At 35.4% G+C, this 17,987-nt stretch carries 18 protein-coding genes; 14 read left to right on the top strand and 4 right to left on the bottom strand.

Going from position 1 to position 17,987, the window contains the following annotated elements:
* The first annotated feature begins 2 nt into the window (after positions 1 to 2).
* Entirely contained in the window at positions 3 to 1,412 is a 1,410-nt protein-coding gene (gene lpdA / locus BK579_RS16750) for a dihydrolipoyl dehydrogenase (RefSeq protein ID WP_078547408.1), read from the top strand.
* Between the two features lie 51 nt (positions 1,413 to 1,463).
* Here the strand turns inward: lpdA and BK579_RS16745 are convergent, their stop codons facing one another.
* Positions 1,464 to 1,835 carry a hypothetical protein gene (locus BK579_RS16745; protein WP_078547406.1) on the bottom strand — a complete coding sequence of 124 codons (372 nt, stop codon included), beginning with the start codon at positions 1,833 to 1,835 and terminating at the stop codon, positions 1,464 to 1,466.
* Positions 1,836 to 2,001: 166 nt separating this feature from the next.
* On the opposite strand from BK579_RS16745, the gene BK579_RS16740 reads away from it, so the two are divergent.
* Positions 2,002 to 2,250, top strand: a complete 249-nt coding sequence (locus BK579_RS16740) for a hypothetical protein (RefSeq protein ID WP_078547405.1) — start codon at positions 2,002 to 2,004, stop codon at positions 2,248 to 2,250.
* 74 nt (positions 2,251 to 2,324) lie between these two features.
* Positions 2,325 to 3,125 carry a polysaccharide deacetylase family protein gene (locus BK579_RS16735; RefSeq protein WP_078547403.1) on the top strand — a complete coding sequence of 267 codons (801 nt, stop codon included), beginning with the start codon at positions 2,325 to 2,327 and terminating at the stop codon, positions 3,123 to 3,125.
* A 46-nt stretch (positions 3,126 to 3,171) separates the two neighbouring features.
* On the opposite strand, the gene BK579_RS16730 is transcribed toward BK579_RS16735, so the two are convergent.
* Positions 3,172 to 3,582 carry a DUF1885 family protein gene (locus BK579_RS16730; protein WP_078547402.1) on the bottom strand — a complete coding sequence of 137 codons (411 nt, stop codon included), beginning with the start codon at positions 3,580 to 3,582 and terminating at the stop codon, positions 3,172 to 3,174.
* 152 nt (positions 3,583 to 3,734) lie between these two features.
* Here BK579_RS16730 and BK579_RS16725 point away from each other — a divergent pair, with 152 nt between their 5' ends.
* Both BK579_RS16725 and BK579_RS16720 read left to right on the top strand, forming a co-directional pair.
* On the top strand, positions 3,735 to 4,034 hold the full coding sequence (locus BK579_RS16725; protein WP_078547400.1) for a DUF3055 domain-containing protein: 300 nt from the start codon (positions 3,735 to 3,737) through the stop codon (positions 4,032 to 4,034).
* A 253-nt stretch (positions 4,035 to 4,287) separates the two neighbouring features.
* Entirely contained in the window at positions 4,288 to 4,407 is a 120-nt protein-coding gene (locus tag BK579_RS16720) for a GapA-binding peptide SR1P (RefSeq protein WP_078550648.1), read from the top strand.
* An 833-nt stretch (positions 4,408 to 5,240) separates the two neighbouring features.
* On the opposite strand, the gene BK579_RS16715 is transcribed toward BK579_RS16720, so the two are convergent.
* Entirely contained in the window at positions 5,241 to 6,713 is a 1,473-nt protein-coding gene (locus tag BK579_RS16715) for an aminotransferase class I/II-fold pyridoxal phosphate-dependent enzyme (protein WP_078547399.1), read from the bottom strand.
* A gap of 320 nt (positions 6,714 to 7,033) precedes the next feature.
* Between BK579_RS16715 and BK579_RS16710 the strand changes: the two genes are divergently transcribed.
* Complete coding sequence (locus tag BK579_RS16710; protein ID WP_078547397.1) at positions 7,034 to 7,300, top strand: UPF0223 family protein; 267 nt, start codon at positions 7,034 to 7,036, stop codon at positions 7,298 to 7,300.
* A 355-nt stretch (positions 7,301 to 7,655) separates the two neighbouring features.
* On the opposite strand, the gene BK579_RS16705 is transcribed toward BK579_RS16710, so the two are convergent.
* Positions 7,656 to 8,273, bottom strand: coding sequence for a YktB family protein (locus BK579_RS16705; RefSeq protein ID WP_078547395.1), 618 nt, complete (start codon positions 8,271 to 8,273; stop codon positions 7,656 to 7,658).
* A 338-nt stretch (positions 8,274 to 8,611) separates the two neighbouring features.
* On the opposite strand from BK579_RS16705, the gene BK579_RS16700 reads away from it, so the two are divergent.
* The 8 genes from BK579_RS16700 (at position 8,612) to BK579_RS16665 (ending at position 17,970) form a co-directional block, all read left to right on the top strand.
* Positions 8,612 to 8,800 carry a hypothetical protein gene (locus BK579_RS16700; protein WP_078547393.1) on the top strand — a complete coding sequence of 63 codons (189 nt, stop codon included), beginning with the start codon at positions 8,612 to 8,614 and terminating at the stop codon, positions 8,798 to 8,800.
* 722 nt (positions 8,801 to 9,522) lie between these two features.
* Entirely contained in the window at positions 9,523 to 10,722 is a 1,200-nt protein-coding gene (locus tag BK579_RS16695) for a M20 family metallopeptidase (protein WP_078547391.1), read from the top strand.
* 34 nt (positions 10,723 to 10,756) lie between these two features.
* Positions 10,757 to 11,779: an ABC transporter ATP-binding protein gene (locus BK579_RS16690; protein WP_078547389.1), complete on the top strand. Its 1,023-nt coding sequence runs from the start codon at positions 10,757 to 10,759 to the stop codon at positions 11,777 to 11,779.
* Positions 11,776 to 12,792 (top strand): ABC transporter ATP-binding protein, encoded by a 1,017-nt coding sequence (locus BK579_RS16685; protein ID WP_078547387.1) that lies wholly within the window; start codon positions 11,776 to 11,778, stop codon positions 12,790 to 12,792. Before BK579_RS16690 ends, BK579_RS16685 begins: the two co-directional genes overlap by 4 nt.
* A gap of 23 nt (positions 12,793 to 12,815) precedes the next feature.
* Positions 12,816 to 13,766, top strand: a complete 951-nt coding sequence (locus BK579_RS16680) for an ABC transporter permease (RefSeq protein ID WP_078547386.1) — start codon at positions 12,816 to 12,818, stop codon at positions 13,764 to 13,766.
* Positions 13,767 to 13,787: 21 nt separating this feature from the next.
* Positions 13,788 to 14,717: an oligopeptide ABC transporter permease gene (gene opp4C, locus BK579_RS16675; protein WP_078547385.1), complete on the top strand. Its 930-nt coding sequence runs from the start codon at positions 13,788 to 13,790 to the stop codon at positions 14,715 to 14,717.
* Positions 14,718 to 14,771: 54 nt separating this feature from the next.
* On the top strand, positions 14,772 to 16,412 hold the full coding sequence (locus BK579_RS16670) for an ABC transporter substrate-binding protein (protein WP_078547384.1): 1,641 nt from the start codon (positions 14,772 to 14,774) through the stop codon (positions 16,410 to 16,412).
* A 766-nt stretch (positions 16,413 to 17,178) separates the two neighbouring features.
* Positions 17,179 to 17,970, top strand: coding sequence for an inositol monophosphatase family protein (locus tag BK579_RS16665; RefSeq protein ID WP_078547383.1), 792 nt, complete (start codon positions 17,179 to 17,181; stop codon positions 17,968 to 17,970).
* The last annotated feature ends 17 nt before the right edge of the window (positions 17,971 to 17,987 follow it).

Below are 17,987 nucleotides of genomic sequence, written 5' to 3'. Positions count from 1 at the left end.
AAATGGTAGTAGGTGATTTTCCAATCGAAACTGATACACTTGTCATCGGTGCTGGTCCTGGGGGATATGTTGCGGCTATCCGTGCTGCTCAATTAGGGCAAAAAGTTACTATAGTAGAAAAAAACACTCTTGGCGGTGTTTGTCTTAATGTTGGTTGTATTCCGTCAAAAGCACTAATTGCAGCTGGACATCGTTATGAGCATGCCCTACATTCAGAAGACATGGGTATTAAAGCTGAGAATGTTACAGTTGACTTCAGTAAGGTTCAAGCTTGGAAAGCAAGTGTGGTAAACAAACTTACTGGTGGGGTTGAAGGGCTTTTAAAGGGCAATAAAGTAGATATCATTAAAGGTGAAGCATACTTTGTTGATACAAACACAGTCCGTGTTATGGATGAAAATTCTGCTCAAACTTATAAGTTCAAAAATGCAATAATAGCAACAGGTTCAAGACCGATTGAAATTCCTACATTTAAATATAGCGGTCGTGTTCTTGACTCTACAGGTGCTTTAAGCTTACAAGAAATTCCAAAAAGGTTAATTGTTATTGGTGGAGGCTATATAGGAACCGAACTAGGAACAGCTTATGCAAATTTTGGAACTGAAGTTGTAATTCTTGAAGGTGCTGATGAAATTCTTTCTGGTTTTGAAAAGCAAATGAGTTCACTTGTTAAGAGAAAGTTAAAGAAAAAAGGTGTAGAAATCTTCACTAACGCACTTGCAAAGGGTGTTGAAGAAAAGGCTGATGGAGTGACGGTAACTTTTGAAGCTAAAGGTGAAGAAAAAACAATAGATGCTGATTATGTATTGGTAACTGTAGGTAGAAAGCCAAATACTGATGAGCTAGGACTAGAGCAAGTAGGTATTGAATTCCTAGACCGTGGAGTTATTAAAATTGATAAACAATGTCGTACAAACGTTAGCAACATTTATGCTATTGGTGACATTGTTCCTGGACCGCCATTAGCACATAAAGCTTCGTATGAAGCAAAAATTGCTGCTGAAGCTATTGCAGGACATCCTTCAGAAATTGATTATCATGGAATTCCAGCAGTTGTATTCTCAGATCCAGAACTTGCTTCTGTTGGTTATACTGAGAAGGAAGCTAAAGATGAGGGGCTTGATGTTGTAGCTTCAAAATTCCCGTTTGGCGCAAATGGACGTGCTTTAGCACTGAATAACTCAGATGGTTTCCTAAAGTTAATTACTCGTAGAGAAGACGGCCTAGTAATTGGCGCTCAAATTGCTGGTCCAAGTGCTTCTGATATGATCGCTGAGCTTGGTTTGGCTATTGAGGCTGGTATGACAGCCGAGGATATTGCAATGACCATCCATGCGCATCCGACATTAGGTGAGATCACTATGGAAGCTGCTGAGGTAGCTATAGGAAGTCCAATCCATATTGTAAAGTAATAATAAATAATAAGAGGCTTTCTTCAGATGCTTAGCATTTAAAGAAAGCCTCTATTCATTACCAAGAGCCTCTTCCATCATAGAAATTATTTCTTTGGTTTCAGTTTGTCCATCGATTTGTTTTACAATTTTATTTTTTTCAATCACGACCAGTGCAGGATATGTGCTAATATTAATACTAGAATACTTATAGCTATCTTCTAAAGGTATTATTCTCATCTTCGAAATATCATCCGGATATTCATCTTTCAACTCTAGTAAGGCATCATAGTAATTCCCTTCTTTATCAATGTTTTCTTCATCAGAAAAAAACATGATAAACTTCTCATCGTCTGTATGAAAATGAGTATTAGATTCATTTATTCCATTATTACAAGAAGTAAGAAACACGAACGATAGAATGAATACTGAAAAATTTTTCATCTAACTCCCTTCTTTCGGGTTAAACTAGTCGACAAATTATACGTTTATTTTATCACGTCCTCGATTGTTACAAGCTATTGTTATGAATTTGTTACAAAAATGAAAAATAGTTAAACTATTCCAAGCATACATATTACCAAACAGTTCTTTTTAAGGAGCTAAGAGCATGCGAAATTATTTAATAATTTTAATTCAACTTTTAATTTGGTGTATTTATTCAATTGTAGAATGGGTATCAAAATCGGACGGTATAAAATCAAAGGGGATATTGCTGCTTATCTTTTGTTATTTTGCCTTTCTAGCTGCTAGCAAAATTGGCTTATCCAAACGACATGCAGCGCTAATTACCTTTTTCACTTTAAGTGGTTTCTTTATTTGTCAACATTTATTTTGGAGTTATTTGTTGGAAATATAATCACCTTAAATAGTTTGAATAAAACATTACCCTTCAATGCATCTTATTAAGAGTATAAAATGGGGAGGGGTAGAATGAAGTATATACTATTTTTAATTGTTTCTTTAGTACTATTAACGTCTTGCCAAGAGGGGAAAAATAATAGTGATGAATCCGAAATTAAAGTGAAACACCATGCACAAAGGGAGCAGCTAAAAAGAGAATATAAGAAGGATTTCGTTCGCTATGAAATCGATGATAAGTTATACAAAATAAATTCAAGTAATTGGAGTATTGAACCAATAGATCCACAGACAAATAAAAAGGTAGTTCTGCTAACAATTGATGATGCTCCTGATCAATATAGTGTTGAGATGGCTAAAATCTTAAAAGAACATAATGTTTCTGCAATTTTTTTTGTTAATGGTCACTTTCTACAATCAGAAGAGGGAAGGCTAGCTCTAAGGGAGATAGTTGACCTTGGGCATATGATTGGCAATCATACGATGAATCATCATAATTTAAGGGACCTTACAGATAAAGAAACAAATGATGAAATTACAACATTAAATAACCTTATCGAAGAAGTTACAGGAACTAGTCCAGTCTTTTTTAGGGCTCCATTCGGTATTAATACAGAAGCCAGTTTGAAAATTGTGGCATCTGAAGAGATGTCTATGATGAATTGGACTTATGGGTATGATTGGGAGAAGGAATTTATGTCAAAAGATGCTTTGGCAGATATAATGGTCAACTCACCTTTACTATTAGATGGAGCCAACATACTGATGCACGATCGCGAATGGACTAAGGAAGCCCTTTCAGATATAGTGAAAGGGCTTCGTAACAAAGACTATGAGATCATTAATCCAAATACAATCAAGGTAGGAGACTAAAAAATGTAGTATTTATGAACAAAGGAAAACTTTATCGCAAAAATAGTTACTTTCGTTTATAATAATACATAATCCTAGAATTAAATAAATGCAGTTCTCCTTCTAGCTTCTTCGCAAGAAATTTACAAAATTCATTTGCTTTTCCTTTGTCACCATGTGTTGATTGTTGAGGAAGAGATATTTGTATATATAATTGTGATTGCTCATCTGTCGCTGATTCTTGTCCTACACCTACAATTATCATGTTGTATCTAGAATCCTTTGATTCAAGAACGAAATAATCATCATTTTCTTTGCTGATATGATATGGAAATGCAGAATCAGCATAGTCCCAGTTTAATTGATCCCCAGTTCTACTTGTTATTTCTTTATAATATGTAAATAATTGTTTTACTTCTTCAAGTGAAACCTCTTGTGTGGCAGAACCTTCTACTAACTTTATATATGCATTTTCCATCGAAAGCACTCCTTAAATAACTTTTATGTGTATACTTGTATTCTAGCACTTGTTAGGAAATTAATCCAAGATTGATGTTAATACTTGCAATTAATCTTGAAATAATTTATAATAATATTCAGAATTGTCTAATAAAAAGGAGGAGGAATTTAATGAATTTATTTGAAAAATTATATGATGAACAGGAAAAAGCAGGTGTTAGATTTGTTGGTTTTACTACAACAAATGTAAGATATGATTTTGGTATTGTATATACTAATATGTTTTTTGGTAAACCATTAGTTGTATGTATGCAAACTGGGCGTTCTACACTACTAGATCCAAAAGATATTGAAAACCTTGAATATCTTCAAAAAGTATTCCGCATTGATAATCTTGAAGAAGCATCAGACCTCGCAGAATTTTTTAGGGAAGCATTACCCTCAATGCCATTCGAAACTCAATACGAATAAATTTAAAAATCAGGTCTATGACCTGATTTTTTTTTTTGTATTGTATTATATGAGTATGAACCACCCCGAAATCATTACCATTTTTTTGAAAAAAGTAAAATGTGATATACTTTTTTGTGTTGACATTCGATTAATGACATACTATTATAATAATATAAATGTAAAACGCTTAAATTATTGGTTGTTAAGGTTTAGGTAACGAATAAAGAGTTTATATCTTATGACAAAAATCAAAGGGAAGGGGTTTTTGAAGATGGTAACAATCGTATGCCAAACATGTAATCAAACAATTGATCATTTTGAGGATGAGAAAGTAACGACACTTTATGCTGATTTACAGGAATGTGAATGCCGTAAGTTAACGGTACAATAAACTCAAATAAAAAAATAGAAAAAGGTACATGAATGAATCTAAAATGTGCCGTTTTCAGGTGCTCTCTTATAAAAAAATATAAAAAAGACGTATGAATGGGTATACGTCTTTTTTCTTATTTTCCAGGTACCTACGAAATACCATTACCTTTCACATAGCAATTGAAATTTTTAATATGATGCACAATAGGTAAATTACAATTTAAAAAAGAGGTCCAAAAAGCCTCTCATTTTCATTGCCGTTTTGAGTAGCAATTTTATTAACCTTTTATAAGCTGTGCTGTGTCGATAACACACTGCTGATGCCCGCATCTAAAATCAAGAGGGTCCGGAAATGGTAGGGGAGGGAAATTACTGGGGGAAATATACGGTAGAATTCAGCTTAATTTGTAGTTACTATTAAAAATAAGCTTACATACACGGAGAAATTCCGCCTATCAGCTTAAAAAATTTAAAAATGAGAGATATTGCTTTGCATAAGCGTAAAATCTACCTTTATTTTCCTTGAAACTAGCTCTATTTTGCATTTAACCGGAAAATTTCCGCTTATTTTGCTTTTGTTTACTCGATTATACTCGATTAAGGATAAGACATCTAACCCTCATCAAAAATCCCCCAAAAGCCTAGCTTTACTGCATAACCGTTAGGTTTTTATAATAATAAGTTAAATGTATAAAGAAACTCGCCAATATGACGAGTTTACTTTTTTATATACCAATAATAAGTCCAAAACGACTATAATTATTGCAGCGCAATTTAAGAATTGTACCTCAAAATGGAACCCTTTAGAATAAATCAAGCGCCTTTATGATAAGTTAATCTCAAATCTACGTGTTATCGGATAGCCTTATGCTCCTTAATGACTCTTAATGATTTGAGTTCATAGTCCTCAGGGCCTTGGACTGGTAATCCAACCTCAATATTTTTCTTGATATAAGTTAAATTTTCTTGAGAAATAATTTCACCAGGGATGAAAATAGGTATACCAGGTGGATAGACCATGACAAATTCTGCAATAATACGTCCGACAGACTCTTCAAAAGATACTACTTCGGTTTCTGAGTAAAACGCATCTCTAGGAGTGAGTGCAAGAACAGGGATATCAGGTAATAATACATCAGGTAGTGGGCGATCAGATGCTAAACCTTGCGTCTCATCTGATAGTGCTTTTAATGCTTTAACCAATGATTGAATATCTCTTTCAGTATCACCAGGAGTGATAATACACAAGATATTATACAAATCGGATAACTCAACCTCGATATTAAACTTTTCTCTTAACCACTTTTCAACATCATACCCAGTTAAGCCTAACGCTTTAACTGAAATAATTAATTTTGTTGGATCGTAATCATGGGTTGCTTTCGTTCCGAGAATCTCTTTTCCAACACAATAGAAAGAATCAATTTGATTTATCTGAGCTCGCGCGGATTCAGCTAATCTAATGGCTTTTTCAATCAGTTCATAACCTTCTGTAGCAAGCCTTCTTCTAGCAACATCCAGTGAAGCTAATAGCAGATAAGATGTTGATGTAGTTGTTAACATGCTTAAAATTGATTGTACTCTGTGAGAGGATACTAACCCTTCCTTCACATTTAAAATAGAGCTTTGAGTCATTGATCCACCTAATTTATGTACGCTTGTAGCAGCCATATCTGCACCTGCCTGCATAGCTGACATAGGTAGGTCTTTATGAAAGTGTATGTGAACACCATGAGCCTCATCAACAAGTACAGGGACATTATATGAATGAGAGATCTCAACTATTTTTTTTAAATCTGCAGAAATACCAAAATAAGTAGGGTTAATCACTAGTAATCCCTTAGCATCAGGATGTTGCTCAAGCGCTCTTTCAACAGAATCATTTGTTATTCCATGAGATATCCCTAGATCTTTATCAATATCTGGATGGATAAAAATTGGGATTGCACCAGAAAAGACGATGGCTGACATAACGGATTTATGAACATTTCTTGGAACAATGATTTTGTCTCCAGGGCCACAAACGGTCATTACCATTGTCATTATCGCTCCACTTGTGCCTTGAACAGAAAAAAATGTGTAATCAGCTCCAAAGGCTTGTGCAGCTAAATCCTGTGCTTGCTTAATCATACCTTTAGGCTGATGTAAATCGTCTAACGGTCCAATATTAATTAAGTCAATCGATAAAGCGTTATCCCCAATAAACTCTCTAAATTCAGGATCAATCCCAGTTCCTTTTTTATGACCTGGAATATGAAACTGGATCGGGTTTCTTTTTGCGTGCTGAAGTAATCCAGTGAATAATGGTGTTTCGGATTGCAACAATTTATAATCACACCTCTTTAAAATTTCTATTTTATTAACGTACACCATCTACTGGCTATTACGTTTAAAAGGCTATTTTTAACCCTTTCTAGTTTAGCTTACCAAGTAATTGAAAATGATATCCTATAGTGATCCTTAAAGGATTTTACCTTACTAAAGTTAAGGGAAGAGCCTATACATAAAACAAAAGAATTATAGCATTTATTGTATCATTTGCAAAGAAAAACTTATCTTTATTAACTTTTCACACTTATAGTGAGAATAAACATTTTTTTATGAAAGATGATAAAATAAGATGAAAATACTAAAGAGGTGGTTTAATGAATTATCAATACCCAATTGACTTTAGCTGGGAAACCTCCGAAACAGTCGATGTTATTCGATTTTTTCAATGTGTAGAGCAAGCGTATGAAAAAGGGATTGAAAAGGAAATTCTTTTAGCAGCATATAAGCGTTTTAAGGAAATAGTCCCTTCAAAGTCAGAAGAAAAAAAGATCTGTAATGAATTCGAAGAAAGTAGTGGATACTCAACTTATAGATTAATTAAAAAAGCGATTGAGAGCACCGCACTGAAGGTTAAAGGCTAGAAATAACAAGAAGCATCCTACCAAGGATGCTTCTTGTTATGATTACAATTGTAAATAACCTGAAAATAACTAGTTAGCTGAATTCCAGTCGCTGCGATCCACCTGCTTTCCGCGAGGCGGTTCGTGAGCCGCCTCGTCGCTTTTTGGGCTCCTGCGGGGTCTCACGAGACCGCTACTCCCAAGGAGTCAGGTGGCTCTCCGCTCATTCCACATTAAGTTTGAAAAAACTTTTCAATTTTCCAAGGTTCGAATTTTATTTCATTTGGCTGTGATTCAATTGCGAGATACCCCGGACGGTGCACAGACTCATTTGTAATTCATTTACTTAACCGATGGTATAAGTTTTCGAAAAACATTACTTAAAAGCTAACTTATAAATGGGAATGAGTGTTTTAAATGTATCCCTTGCAAAATTCACCAATTCCTCGCCGTTTTGTAAGATTGGATCATTTACACTAATATGTTGGCCTACGAGGAATTCCGCTTTTTTTACATCACGAAAACGCACCAATGCTTTTTCTAAATCGATATCCTTTACCAAGGAAGAATCCTTTTTCATATGATCCAATGAGATGACATAATGATTAGGCACTATTTGTTCAATTTCTTCTAAGTTTTCTAGAAAAGTCTTTGCCATTTCTGATTTATTAGGTAGCTCATAAATAAATGCCAACCAGATGAATAGGTGATCATCAAATAAACCGATTTGAAAATGAGGATGCTGTTTATACCCTCTTTTATTAGCTGCAATTGCTAACCACGTATCTTTTGGTGGGTTAACGCTACGTCTTGCATGTTTTGCAATATGTAAAAACATTTCATTACCCAGTTGCGCAGATAAATCATCAGATAGAGCTTGTCCTATTACCTGAAATTTAGGTTGAATGCGCTCTCTAATTGCCTCCATTCTTTCTTCAAGTCCATCTATTGTAAAAGTGTCAAAATCGTTTTTTGTAAAGCCAGTAAAATTCATCTCAATTGTTCCTTTCATAACTAAATTTATTGCTTAAATTGAAATCCGTTAGGTGCAAGTTCATTTCCTGAATCTTGACAGGAAACTAGTCTTTTGAGCCAGATTAATCCTCAGTAATCTTTTAAACAATTTTCCTCATATTTTACCACAAAAGAAATTGAATTAATAAAAATAAGCATTGTTCGTCCGAAAATCGAAATTTCCATCAAAAATTAGTATTAGGTGAGAGCACATATTTGTTGCATAGTTGACAGGTATAACATAATATATATAAAAAACTGAAAATTTAAATTAATTCATGAGCCGATGGTAATAAAAATGAAAGGGGTGCTTAGAAATTGAAACAAGTAATGAACACGTTTAAGAGAACTGACGGAGAAAAAAGAATTGCAGTCCTTCGATTAGAGTTAGATTATGAATTGGCTACCCTTTACGATGCAATGAAGGAGAATGATGACAAGAAAAAAAGTAGTTGTAAACAGAAGTTGGAAAAATTAAGACTAGAAATGATCCGATTAGAAGCGTAAAACTCAACCAATTAACAATAAGCTTATAGAGATAACCAATCTCTATAAGCTTCTTTTATTTAGGCCTGTTTTTGTAAGCTTAGTTGATTAGTTTTGAATCCCTTTACATTTACTGTGAATTAAGTAGAGGCATCTTTCTTTAAAAGTAAACCGGAATACTGAAAAAACAATATATTTTACTTTAAACTATGTTAATTAACAACAATCATTCAGAAAAGAGCCTTTATTTCAAAATAAATTAACAAAATACCTTTTAATTGTATGTGAAACGGATTAATTTCGTTCCTATTTTTCATACTATGCTTTAGTTCCGTTAAGGGTAAAAACATGATTTATAAATCTAACCTCTCAATACCTGATAAGTGAAGATTTGCTTGCTTTTTGAACAATATCTGGATGTGTTACATCTTGGGACCGATTAGGTGTGGTTTAAGCTGCGGTAAACAAATAACAATTTTTCACACAAGTTTATGTTAGATTATCTAACATCGAAAAAAATTTTTTCTGTAAAGGATTACATGCTTGATTTATCAATGTTAAAGCGCTTTATTTATATGTTGAATATTCTGAATTAACAAAAAACTATGTTGTCTTACATGATTCGTTTGAGTATAATTCTTAAAAATAGATTGAAAAATCTTAATTATCAAATATCTATAGGTTGATAGACTTAAACGTGAAAGAACTGATTTGTAAAAATAGCTTATTAAGGGGGAGTTTTAATGCTGAATGAATGGAAAAAACAGCTTGATGAAATGTACATCCAAATGGTGGAATGGAGACGACACATGCACCAGTTCCCTGAACTATCTTTTCAGGAAGAGGAAACTCCAAAAATGATTGCAAGTATTCTAGAGAGCTTCGGAATTGAGCTAAGAAAAAATGTTGGTGGAAGAGGTGTGGTTGGGACAATTAAAGGAGGAAAGCCTGGTAAAACAATTGCCTTTCGAGCTGATTTTGATGCTCTTCCAATTCAAGATGAAAAAAAGGTTTCTTATAAATCAAAGGTTGATGGTGTGATGCATGCATGTGGCCATGATGGACATACTGCTACGCTGTTGGCAGTTGCTAAGGTGCTAAATGATCATCGTAAGAGTTTAGCAGGGAATATCGTGTTAATTCATCAACATGCAGAGGAGTTGGCGCCAGGAGGAGCGATTGCAATGATTGAGGATGGTTGTTTAGAAGGTGTTGATTATGTATTCGGTACTCATTTGACAACAGCTGCTCCTACAGGAATGTTCTTGTATCGATCAGGATACACAATGGGTGCAGCAGATGCCTTTGAAATTAAAGTACAAGGAAAGGGAGGGCATGGTTCTTCTCCACATCAAACTGTAGACGCAATTGCTATTGGTGCCCAAATCGTAAATCAATTGCAATACATAGTTAGCAGACAAATTGACCCACAAAAATCTGCTGTTTTGTCTGTGGGCTCATTTCATGCAGGTAAAGCCTCTAATGTAATTGCAGATTCAGCTATATTAACTGGTACTGTAAGGACTTTCGATAAAGAAATTAGAGCACATATGGAAACAGAATTGAAGAATATTGTAAAAGGCGTTTGCAATTCATTTCATGCTAGTTATGAGATTTCATATAAGAATGGTTATCCATCAGTTAATAATCATCAAGTTGAAACAGATATTTTTAAAGAAGTAATGAAAAACGAACCCCAAGTTGTTGAAATGACTCCGATTATGGGAAGTGAGGATTTTGCGTATTACCTTGAAAAACGACCAGGAACATTTTTCTTTACAGGTGCTCAAAATGCTAAGTTAGGAGCAGATACTCCGCACCACCATCCAATGTTCGATTTCGATGAAGAAGCAATGATTTTCGCAGGTAGAGCCTTTTTAAACATTGCTTATCATTATGCGGTAGAACTAGTTGATAGAAAAGAGATAAAGGTAGCCCTATAAATTCCGTTTAATAATTAATTTTGGGGGTGTTAACGTGAACAGTCATATTTTAGAGGTAAACAAACTTCAAACCGCTTTTAAAACAGATAAAGGTGAAGTCATTTCTGTTGAAGAAGTAACATTTCAACTCAAACCAGGAGAAACAATTGGGATTGTAGGGGAATCCGGTTGTGGAAAAAGTGTAACATCTCTTTCGGTAATGAGACTCCTTGGGAAAGCTGGATATATAAAAAAGGGCTCAATTTCATTGAATGGAAAAGATTTAACAAACATAACAGAATCTGAGATGAGACGCATTCGAGGAAATGAAATATCAATGATATTTCAAGAACCAATGACATCACTTAATCCTGTTTTTACAATAGGAAATCAGATGATTGAATTAATTACACTTCATATGAAAATGCCAAAAAAGAAGGCGATATCTTATGCGATAGAAATGTTGAAGAATGTAGGGATTCCAAGAGCCGAAGCAATTATTAATGAATATCCACATGCCCTTTCAGGCGGGATGAGACAGCGTGTAATGATAGCAATGGCATTGTCCTGTCAACCTAAACTGTTAATAGCTGATGAGCCTACTACTGCTCTAGATGTTACGATTCAAGCACAAATTCTTGAATTGATGAAGAAATTACGTGAAAAATCAAACACTGCAATCATGATGATAACTCATGACTTAGGTGTAATTGCTGAGATGGCCGATAAAGTTATGGTCATGTATGCGGGGCAGGTTGTGGAAGAAGCAGATGTTTATACTCTTTTTGATGAACCAAAGCATCCTTATACGAAAGGATTAATCGAATCTATTCCCCACCTTGAGTATGATAATCATAAACGGTTGTACTCGATACCAGGATCAGTACCAACATTACACAATATGCCAAAGGGATGCAGATTTCATACAAGATGCCCATTTGTTACAAACAAATGTTTAAGTGATAAGCCTGAACTACTTTCACTAGAAAAAGACAATCAGCATAAAGTTCGCTGTTGGCTATATAGTAATGAGCAAATTAATCCTAATTTTTCCAGTGGAAAGGAGGTTCAGGCATGAATTCACAAACGTTGCTTGAAACTAGAAAACAAGTTAATATTTCTGACCCCAAGCCACTAATTCAAGTGGAAAACTTAAAAATACATTACCCCATTAAAAAAGGTATCATATCCAGAACGGTAGGTCATGTAAAAGCAGTAGACGGCCTAAACTTTGATATCTTTCCTGGAGAAACCATATCTCTAGTAGGAGAATCAGGGTGTGGTAAATCAACAACAGGTCGTGGAATCGTTAAACTTGAAGAACTAACAGAAGGAAAGGTTTTATTTGAAGGTAAAGATCTTTCAACTATTACTGGTGCTGAGTTAAGAAAAGTTCGCACAAAGATGCAGATTATTTTCCAAGATCCATATTCTTCATTAAACCCTAGAAAACGTGTTGGAGATTTATTGGCTGAACCACTGTTAGCTCACAAGTTGGCTGAGGGTGCAGAGGTTAATCGGAAAGTGGACGAATTGTTAGAGATTGTTGGGTTAACAAAGTTTCATCGTAGTCGTTATCCACATGAGTTTTCCGGTGGACAACGACAGCGAATTGGAATCGCTAGGGCACTCATTCTCCATCCAAAACTGATTGTTTGTGATGAACCGGTTTCTGCTCTAGATGTATCTATTCAGGCGCAAGTATTAAATTTACTAAAAGATCTACAAAAAGAGTTCAATTTAACTTATTTATTTATAGCTCATGGGCTAGGAGCTGTTAAATATATTAGCGATCGTATTGCAGTAATGTACTTAGGAAAGATAGTTGAAATTGGTAAAACAGAAGAAATCTTTAGAAACCCAAAGCATCCATATTCTAAAGTATTGTTAAATGCATACCCAATACCAAATCCACATCTTAGAAACCGTGAAAGAATCGTGATAGAAGGTGATGTTCCGAGTCCAGCTAACCCACCAAAAGGTTGCAGTTTCCATACCAGATGCCCGATTGCTCAAAGCATTTGTTCGAAACAGGCGCCAAATTTGATCGGTTTAAACCACTCTGTTGCTTGTCACTTTCCACTAACCTAAATAGTTCTAAAAGGGGGGACATTATGTTTCAGTACATTATACGTCGTTTACTTATTGCCATTCCAGTATTAATTGGAGTTACAATCTTTAGTTTTTTCATTGTCAATCTAGCACCTGGTAATCCTGTTGACATGCAGGTGAATCCTTTTGCTACAGAGGCTGATAAAGAGATTCGTAAAGAAGCGCTAGGATTAAATGATCCAATTTATGTACAGTACTTGCGTTGGGTTCAAAACCTAGTAAAAGGAGACTTTGGTTATTCGTTTTCAACCTATGAACCAGTTGGGGAGATGATTGCAAAACGAATTGGCCCAACTTTAATACTAATGGGAGCTTCCTTGATAGTTGCATATTTAATAGCTATTCCTATCGGGATTTTAAGTGCTACAAGGCAATACTCCTGGATTGACTACTTAACAACGACTGTTTCATTTTTAGGTATTTCAATTCCGAACTTTTTCCTTGGTTTAGGGGCAATTTATGTTTTTGCTGTAATCTTTCAAGTCCTTCCAACAGGTGGTATGAATACGTTAGGCGGCAATGGTGGTTTTGGAGATACGTTTAAACATTTAATTTTACCAGCATTAGTCTTAGGTACGGCATCAGCTGGTAACATGGTACGTTACGTTAGATCAAGTATGCTTGAAGTTCTTGGGCAGGATTATCTACGTACTGCTAGAGCAAAAGGGTTAAGAGAGTTTATTGTTACAAATAAACATGCTCTAAAAAATGCCTTAATTCCTATTATTACTGTCATTGGACTTGATATTCCTCTTTTAATAGGAGGTGCAGTTGTAACGGAACAAATATTTCAGTGGCCCGGATTGGGGCAATTAACAATCCAATCAATAGGATCGAGAGATTACCCGACTTTAATGGCTATTAATTTTATGGCTGCAATTGTTGTTTTGTCATCAAATTTAATAGCAGATCTTCTCTATTCTGTTGCAGATCCAAGGATTAAATACAACTAATAATAGGAAGGAGGAAATTGAATGTCAATGGCAAATGTAAAGCTGGAACAAGAAGTTCCAATTAAAAACCAGCCACCAATAGGTCCTGCGGATTTATTGGGTGAGGAAGAAAGCTACCTACAATTGATTACTAAAAGGTTTCTGAAGCATAAACTAGCTGTTTTTGGTCTTGTTGTTTTTACATTAATTGTCCTAACAGCTATTTTTGCACCGTTAATTGCACCAATAAGTCCGTATAAGATTAATGCTGAATTTGCAGCAAGGCCATCTTCAGCACACATTCTAGGGACAGACCAGGTGGGGCGAGATTTATTAAGCAGGTTGATATATGCCTCTAGAGTTTCACTTTCTGTAGGAGTCGGTGCTGTAGCTATCTATGTAATTATAGGTACTGTCCTTGGAGCAATTGCAGGCTATTTTGGAAAATGGGTTGACATGGTTATCATGCGAATAACAGATGTCTTTATGTCTTTTCCATATTTAATGGTTATTCTAGTTTTGGTTAGTATTATGGGACCAAGTCTTTTTAATATCATTTTAGTTATAGGACTTCTTGGTTGGCCTTCTATTGCGCGTTTAGTCAGAGGGAGCGTTTTGTCAATTAAAGAGATGGACTACGTAAAAGCTGGTGTAGCTTTGGGATATTCATCCCCTAAGATAGTCTTTCAACATATACTACCCAACTGTATAGCGCCTATTTTAGTTAATGCAACATTTGGAATTGCGTCAGCAATCATATTAGAGGCATCTTTGAGTTTCCTTGGTATGGGTGTTCAACCGCCAACCGCTAGCTGGGGGAATATGTTAAATGAAGCACAGTCTCTAACTGTTTTATCCACACAGCCATGGCTATGGATTCCACCAGGAATAATGATTTTATTAGCTGTTTTATCAATTAACTTCATGGGTGATGGACTCCGTGATGCTATGGATCCTAAAAGCTTAAAATAGTAGATTTTAAACTAGTAGATTCACAATTTTATATAAAAACCAGGGGGGCAAATCATGAAAAAATTTAAACATGCAATTAATCTTCTAGTTATTCTTTCTTTACTATTATTGGCTGCTTGTAGTGGGGGGGATACAACCTCTACAGATTCTCCTGAAAACAGTGGGGATGATGCAAAAGCAAGTGCCGGTACAATGTTTTTAGGGATGGTTAATCCACCTACAGGATTTAACCCTATTAACTCTGGGGACGTAGCGGCTGTTTTTCTTCAAAAATTTATGTTTGATAGCTTCTTAGAAATGGATGGTCCATTAAACTTCGTTCCTAAGTTAGCTGAATCTTTTGAGACGACAGATAATCAAACCTTTACGATTAAATTAAATAAGAATGCAAAATGGTCAGATGGAACACCAGTTACTACTGCTGATGTAGAATTTACATTAAACCTTGTTGCTAACCCAGTTGTTGAAACAGCTGTTGGTGCTTACATTTCTACCTTTGAGGGACTGGATTCAAGTGGGAAACTACCAGAAGGAGAGACATCTATACCTTCAGTGAAGGTCATTGATGAACAAACGATTGAATTTAAAACAAGTAAGCCTGTTGATCCTAATATGATTAAAGAACAGTTAGGAGTTAAATTATTAGTCTTACCTAAACATATATTAGGTGAAGTTGATCCAGCGCAATTATCACAACATCCATTCATGCAAAAACCAACAGTTACAAATGGGCCATTCAAGTTTGTACAATATGCAAAGGATCAATATGTTGAGTTTGAAGCAAATAGTGATTACTATTTAGGAACTCCAGAACTTTCAAAATTATTTGTGAAAATCATGCCAGCAGCTAATATGGTTGCACAGTTACAAACAGGTGAGCTTCATATGAATGTGGCAGGTGGTATTGGGAAAATTATTCCTACTGATTATGAAACAGTGGATAGCTTAGAAAATGTAACAACTGTTATTGAACCCACAATCGGGTATCAAACAATGATGTTTAACACAGAAACGATTAAGGATGTAAAGGTACGTCAAGCAATTGCTTATGCTCTTGATCGTCAAAAAATTGTTGATAACCTTCTAAAAGGCTATGGTGAGGTTATTGATGGTCCTTACACATCTTTAAGTCCGTATCTAAATAAGGATGTAGAACAATATACGTATAATCAAGAAAAGGCAAAAGCTCTACTAGAAGAAGCAGGATGGGATTTTAATCAGACGATTCAATTAGTTGTACCAACAGGTAATAAGGTTCGGGAACAATCTGCTGATTTAATTACACAAGATTTACAAGCCATTGGATTAAAGGTAGAAATGACGACGTATGACTTCCCAACTATCATGCAAAAAGGGGAAGCTGGTGAATTCGATTTACTATTAATTGGATTCACATTCACGTTAGATCCAGAGATCTCAGCTCTTTATGATTCAAAAGGAACTTACAACTTTATGAACTTCTCAAATGAAAGAGTTGATGAATTACTAACTTTAGGTAAGGCAGAACCTGATGCAGATGTTCGTCAACAAATTTATAATGAATTACAAGATATTCATCACGCTGAATTACCATATATCTCACTTTACTCTGACCATGATTATGCAGCTATATCAAATGATGTAGTTTTCGGTGCGCCGAAGATCTTTGGCTTCCATCATGACCTTCAGAAGTGGGCTGTATCTGGAGCAAAATAAAAATAGGGATTTCACAAAAGGACACAGAGATGAGCGGTCTCTGTGTTCTTTTTTGTGTTTTGATATGGAAATTAACTAAGATGTAGTGTGATCCAGAAGACATAGGTCGTAACTTATTTATAAGCCTAGTTATTTTTAGGGTAGACACCCATGCAAATGAATATTTTCACCATGAAGGTTGAAAAAGTACTAACCCAGTTGGAATGATGAGCGGAGAGCCACCTGACTCCTGCGGGATCTAGCGGTCTCGTGAGACCCCGCAGGAGCTCCCAAAGCGACGAGGAGGCTCACGGACCGCCCCGCGGAAAGTAATTGGATCGCAGCTCATGGAACTCCGCTAACTAAGTTATTTCCAGGGTAGACTTCCATGCTAAATAAGAATTTCGCACCATGAAGAATGAAAATGTATACCTCAGTGTGTAATGAGCGGAGAGCCACCTGACTCCTGCGGGATATAGTGGTTTCGGGAGACCCCACAGGAGCCCCGAAGGCGACGAGGAGGCTCCCGGACCACCCCGCGTAAAGCAATTGGATCGCAGCACATGGAACTCCACAACCAAAGTTATTTTTAGGATAGACATTTTATGTTATATAAGTATGTCGCACCATAGTAAATAAAATTCTTAAACCTGGTATTTACATGGAAGATACCCACTATTATATTTAGAAAATATTTTATTATAGGGACAATTTAACCAAAGTTGCTTTCCTATATTTACTTAAGTAAGCTAAAATATAGAAAACTAATTATAAGTGAGGTAAGAAAATGACAATTTGGCATGATATTGATACATATGCAAAAAAATGGATAACTGAAGCAGGTGAAAGGATACGAACGTCATTTAAAGAAGAGCTCACCATCCAGAGTAAATCAAATGCCGATGACTTAGTCACAAATATGGATAAAGAAACAGAGCAATACTTCATTAGTAAGATAAACGAAACCTTTCCGGCACATAAGATACTAGGTGAAGAAGGATTTGGGAATCAATTAGAATCTCTAGAAGGGGTTATCTGGATCATAGATCCGATCGATGGAACGATGAACTTTGTCCATCAACAAAGAAATTTTGCAATTTCTGTTGGGGTGTTTGAAAATGGAGTTGGAAAATTAGGGTATATCTATGATGTAGTTCATGATGAGTTGTATCATGCTATTCAAGGTGAAGGAGCTTTTCTAAATGAAATGAGGATTCCAAACCTGAACGAGACAGCTTTAACTGAAGCTGTAATCGGTATAAATGCAACATGGGTAACAGAGAATAAAAGAATAAATCCATCTGTACTAGGACCGCTGGTAAAGGATGTTAGAGGGACAAGGTCATATGGGTCAGCAGCACTCGAAATTGCCTATGTTGTTACGGGTAGACTAGACGCATACATAACAATGAGGCTATCCGCATGGGATTTTGCAGCAGGAATGGTTCTGATTGAAGAGGTCGGTGGAAAGCTAACGACTTTAGAGGGTAATGAAATAAATTTATTAGAAGAAAATAGCATCCTTGTCGCTAAAAATAACATACATCAAGAAATTCTAACTAAATATATTCGAAAATAACACTCGTAGACAGAAAA

This window comes from Litchfieldia alkalitelluris (genome assembly GCF_002019645.1).
Lineage (GTDB): Bacteria > Bacillota > Bacilli > Bacillales > Bacillaceae_L > Litchfieldia > Litchfieldia alkalitelluris.
The sequence above is the reverse complement of the archived record's forward strand: the minus strand, read 5'-3'. Positions and strand labels throughout refer to the sequence as shown.

Excerpts from the sequence above, each read along its gene's own strand:
- BK579_RS16720 (WP_078550648.1), top strand. The coding sequence starts at position 4,288 with ATGGTAACAATCGTATGCCAAACATGTAATCAAACAATTGATCATTTT.
- BK579_RS16705 (WP_078547395.1), bottom strand. The coding sequence starts at position 8,273 with ATGAATTTTACTGGCTTTACAAAAAACGATTTTGACACTTTTACAATA.
- BK579_RS16725 (WP_078547400.1), top strand. The coding sequence starts at position 3,735 with ATGAATTTATTTGAAAAATTATATGATGAACAGGAAAAAGCAGGTGTT.
- BK579_RS16685 (WP_078547387.1), top strand. The coding sequence starts at position 11,776 with ATGAATTCACAAACGTTGCTTGAAACTAGAAAACAAGTTAATATTTCT.
- BK579_RS16745 (WP_078547406.1), bottom strand. The coding sequence starts at position 1,835 with ATGAAAAATTTTTCAGTATTCATTCTATCGTTCGTGTTTCTTACTTCT.
- BK579_RS16730 (WP_078547402.1), bottom strand. The coding sequence starts at position 3,582 with ATGGAAAATGCATATATAAAGTTAGTAGAAGGTTCTGCCACACAAGAG.
- lpdA (WP_078547408.1), top strand. The coding sequence starts at position 3 with ATGGTAGTAGGTGATTTTCCAATCGAAACTGATACACTTGTCATCGGT.
- BK579_RS16710 (WP_078547397.1), top strand. The coding sequence starts at position 7,034 with ATGAATTATCAATACCCAATTGACTTTAGCTGGGAAACCTCCGAAACA.
- BK579_RS16740 (WP_078547405.1), top strand. The coding sequence starts at position 2,002 with ATGCGAAATTATTTAATAATTTTAATTCAACTTTTAATTTGGTGTATT.
- BK579_RS16670 (WP_078547384.1), top strand. The coding sequence starts at position 14,772 with ATGAAAAAATTTAAACATGCAATTAATCTTCTAGTTATTCTTTCTTTA.
- BK579_RS16665 (WP_078547383.1), top strand. The coding sequence starts at position 17,179 with ATGACAATTTGGCATGATATTGATACATATGCAAAAAAATGGATAACT.
- BK579_RS16680 (WP_078547386.1), top strand. The coding sequence starts at position 12,816 with ATGTTTCAGTACATTATACGTCGTTTACTTATTGCCATTCCAGTATTA.
- opp4C (WP_078547385.1), top strand. The coding sequence starts at position 13,788 with ATGTCAATGGCAAATGTAAAGCTGGAACAAGAAGTTCCAATTAAAAAC.
- BK579_RS16735 (WP_078547403.1), top strand. The coding sequence starts at position 2,325 with ATGAAGTATATACTATTTTTAATTGTTTCTTTAGTACTATTAACGTCT.
- BK579_RS16695 (WP_078547391.1), top strand. The coding sequence starts at position 9,523 with ATGCTGAATGAATGGAAAAAACAGCTTGATGAAATGTACATCCAAATG.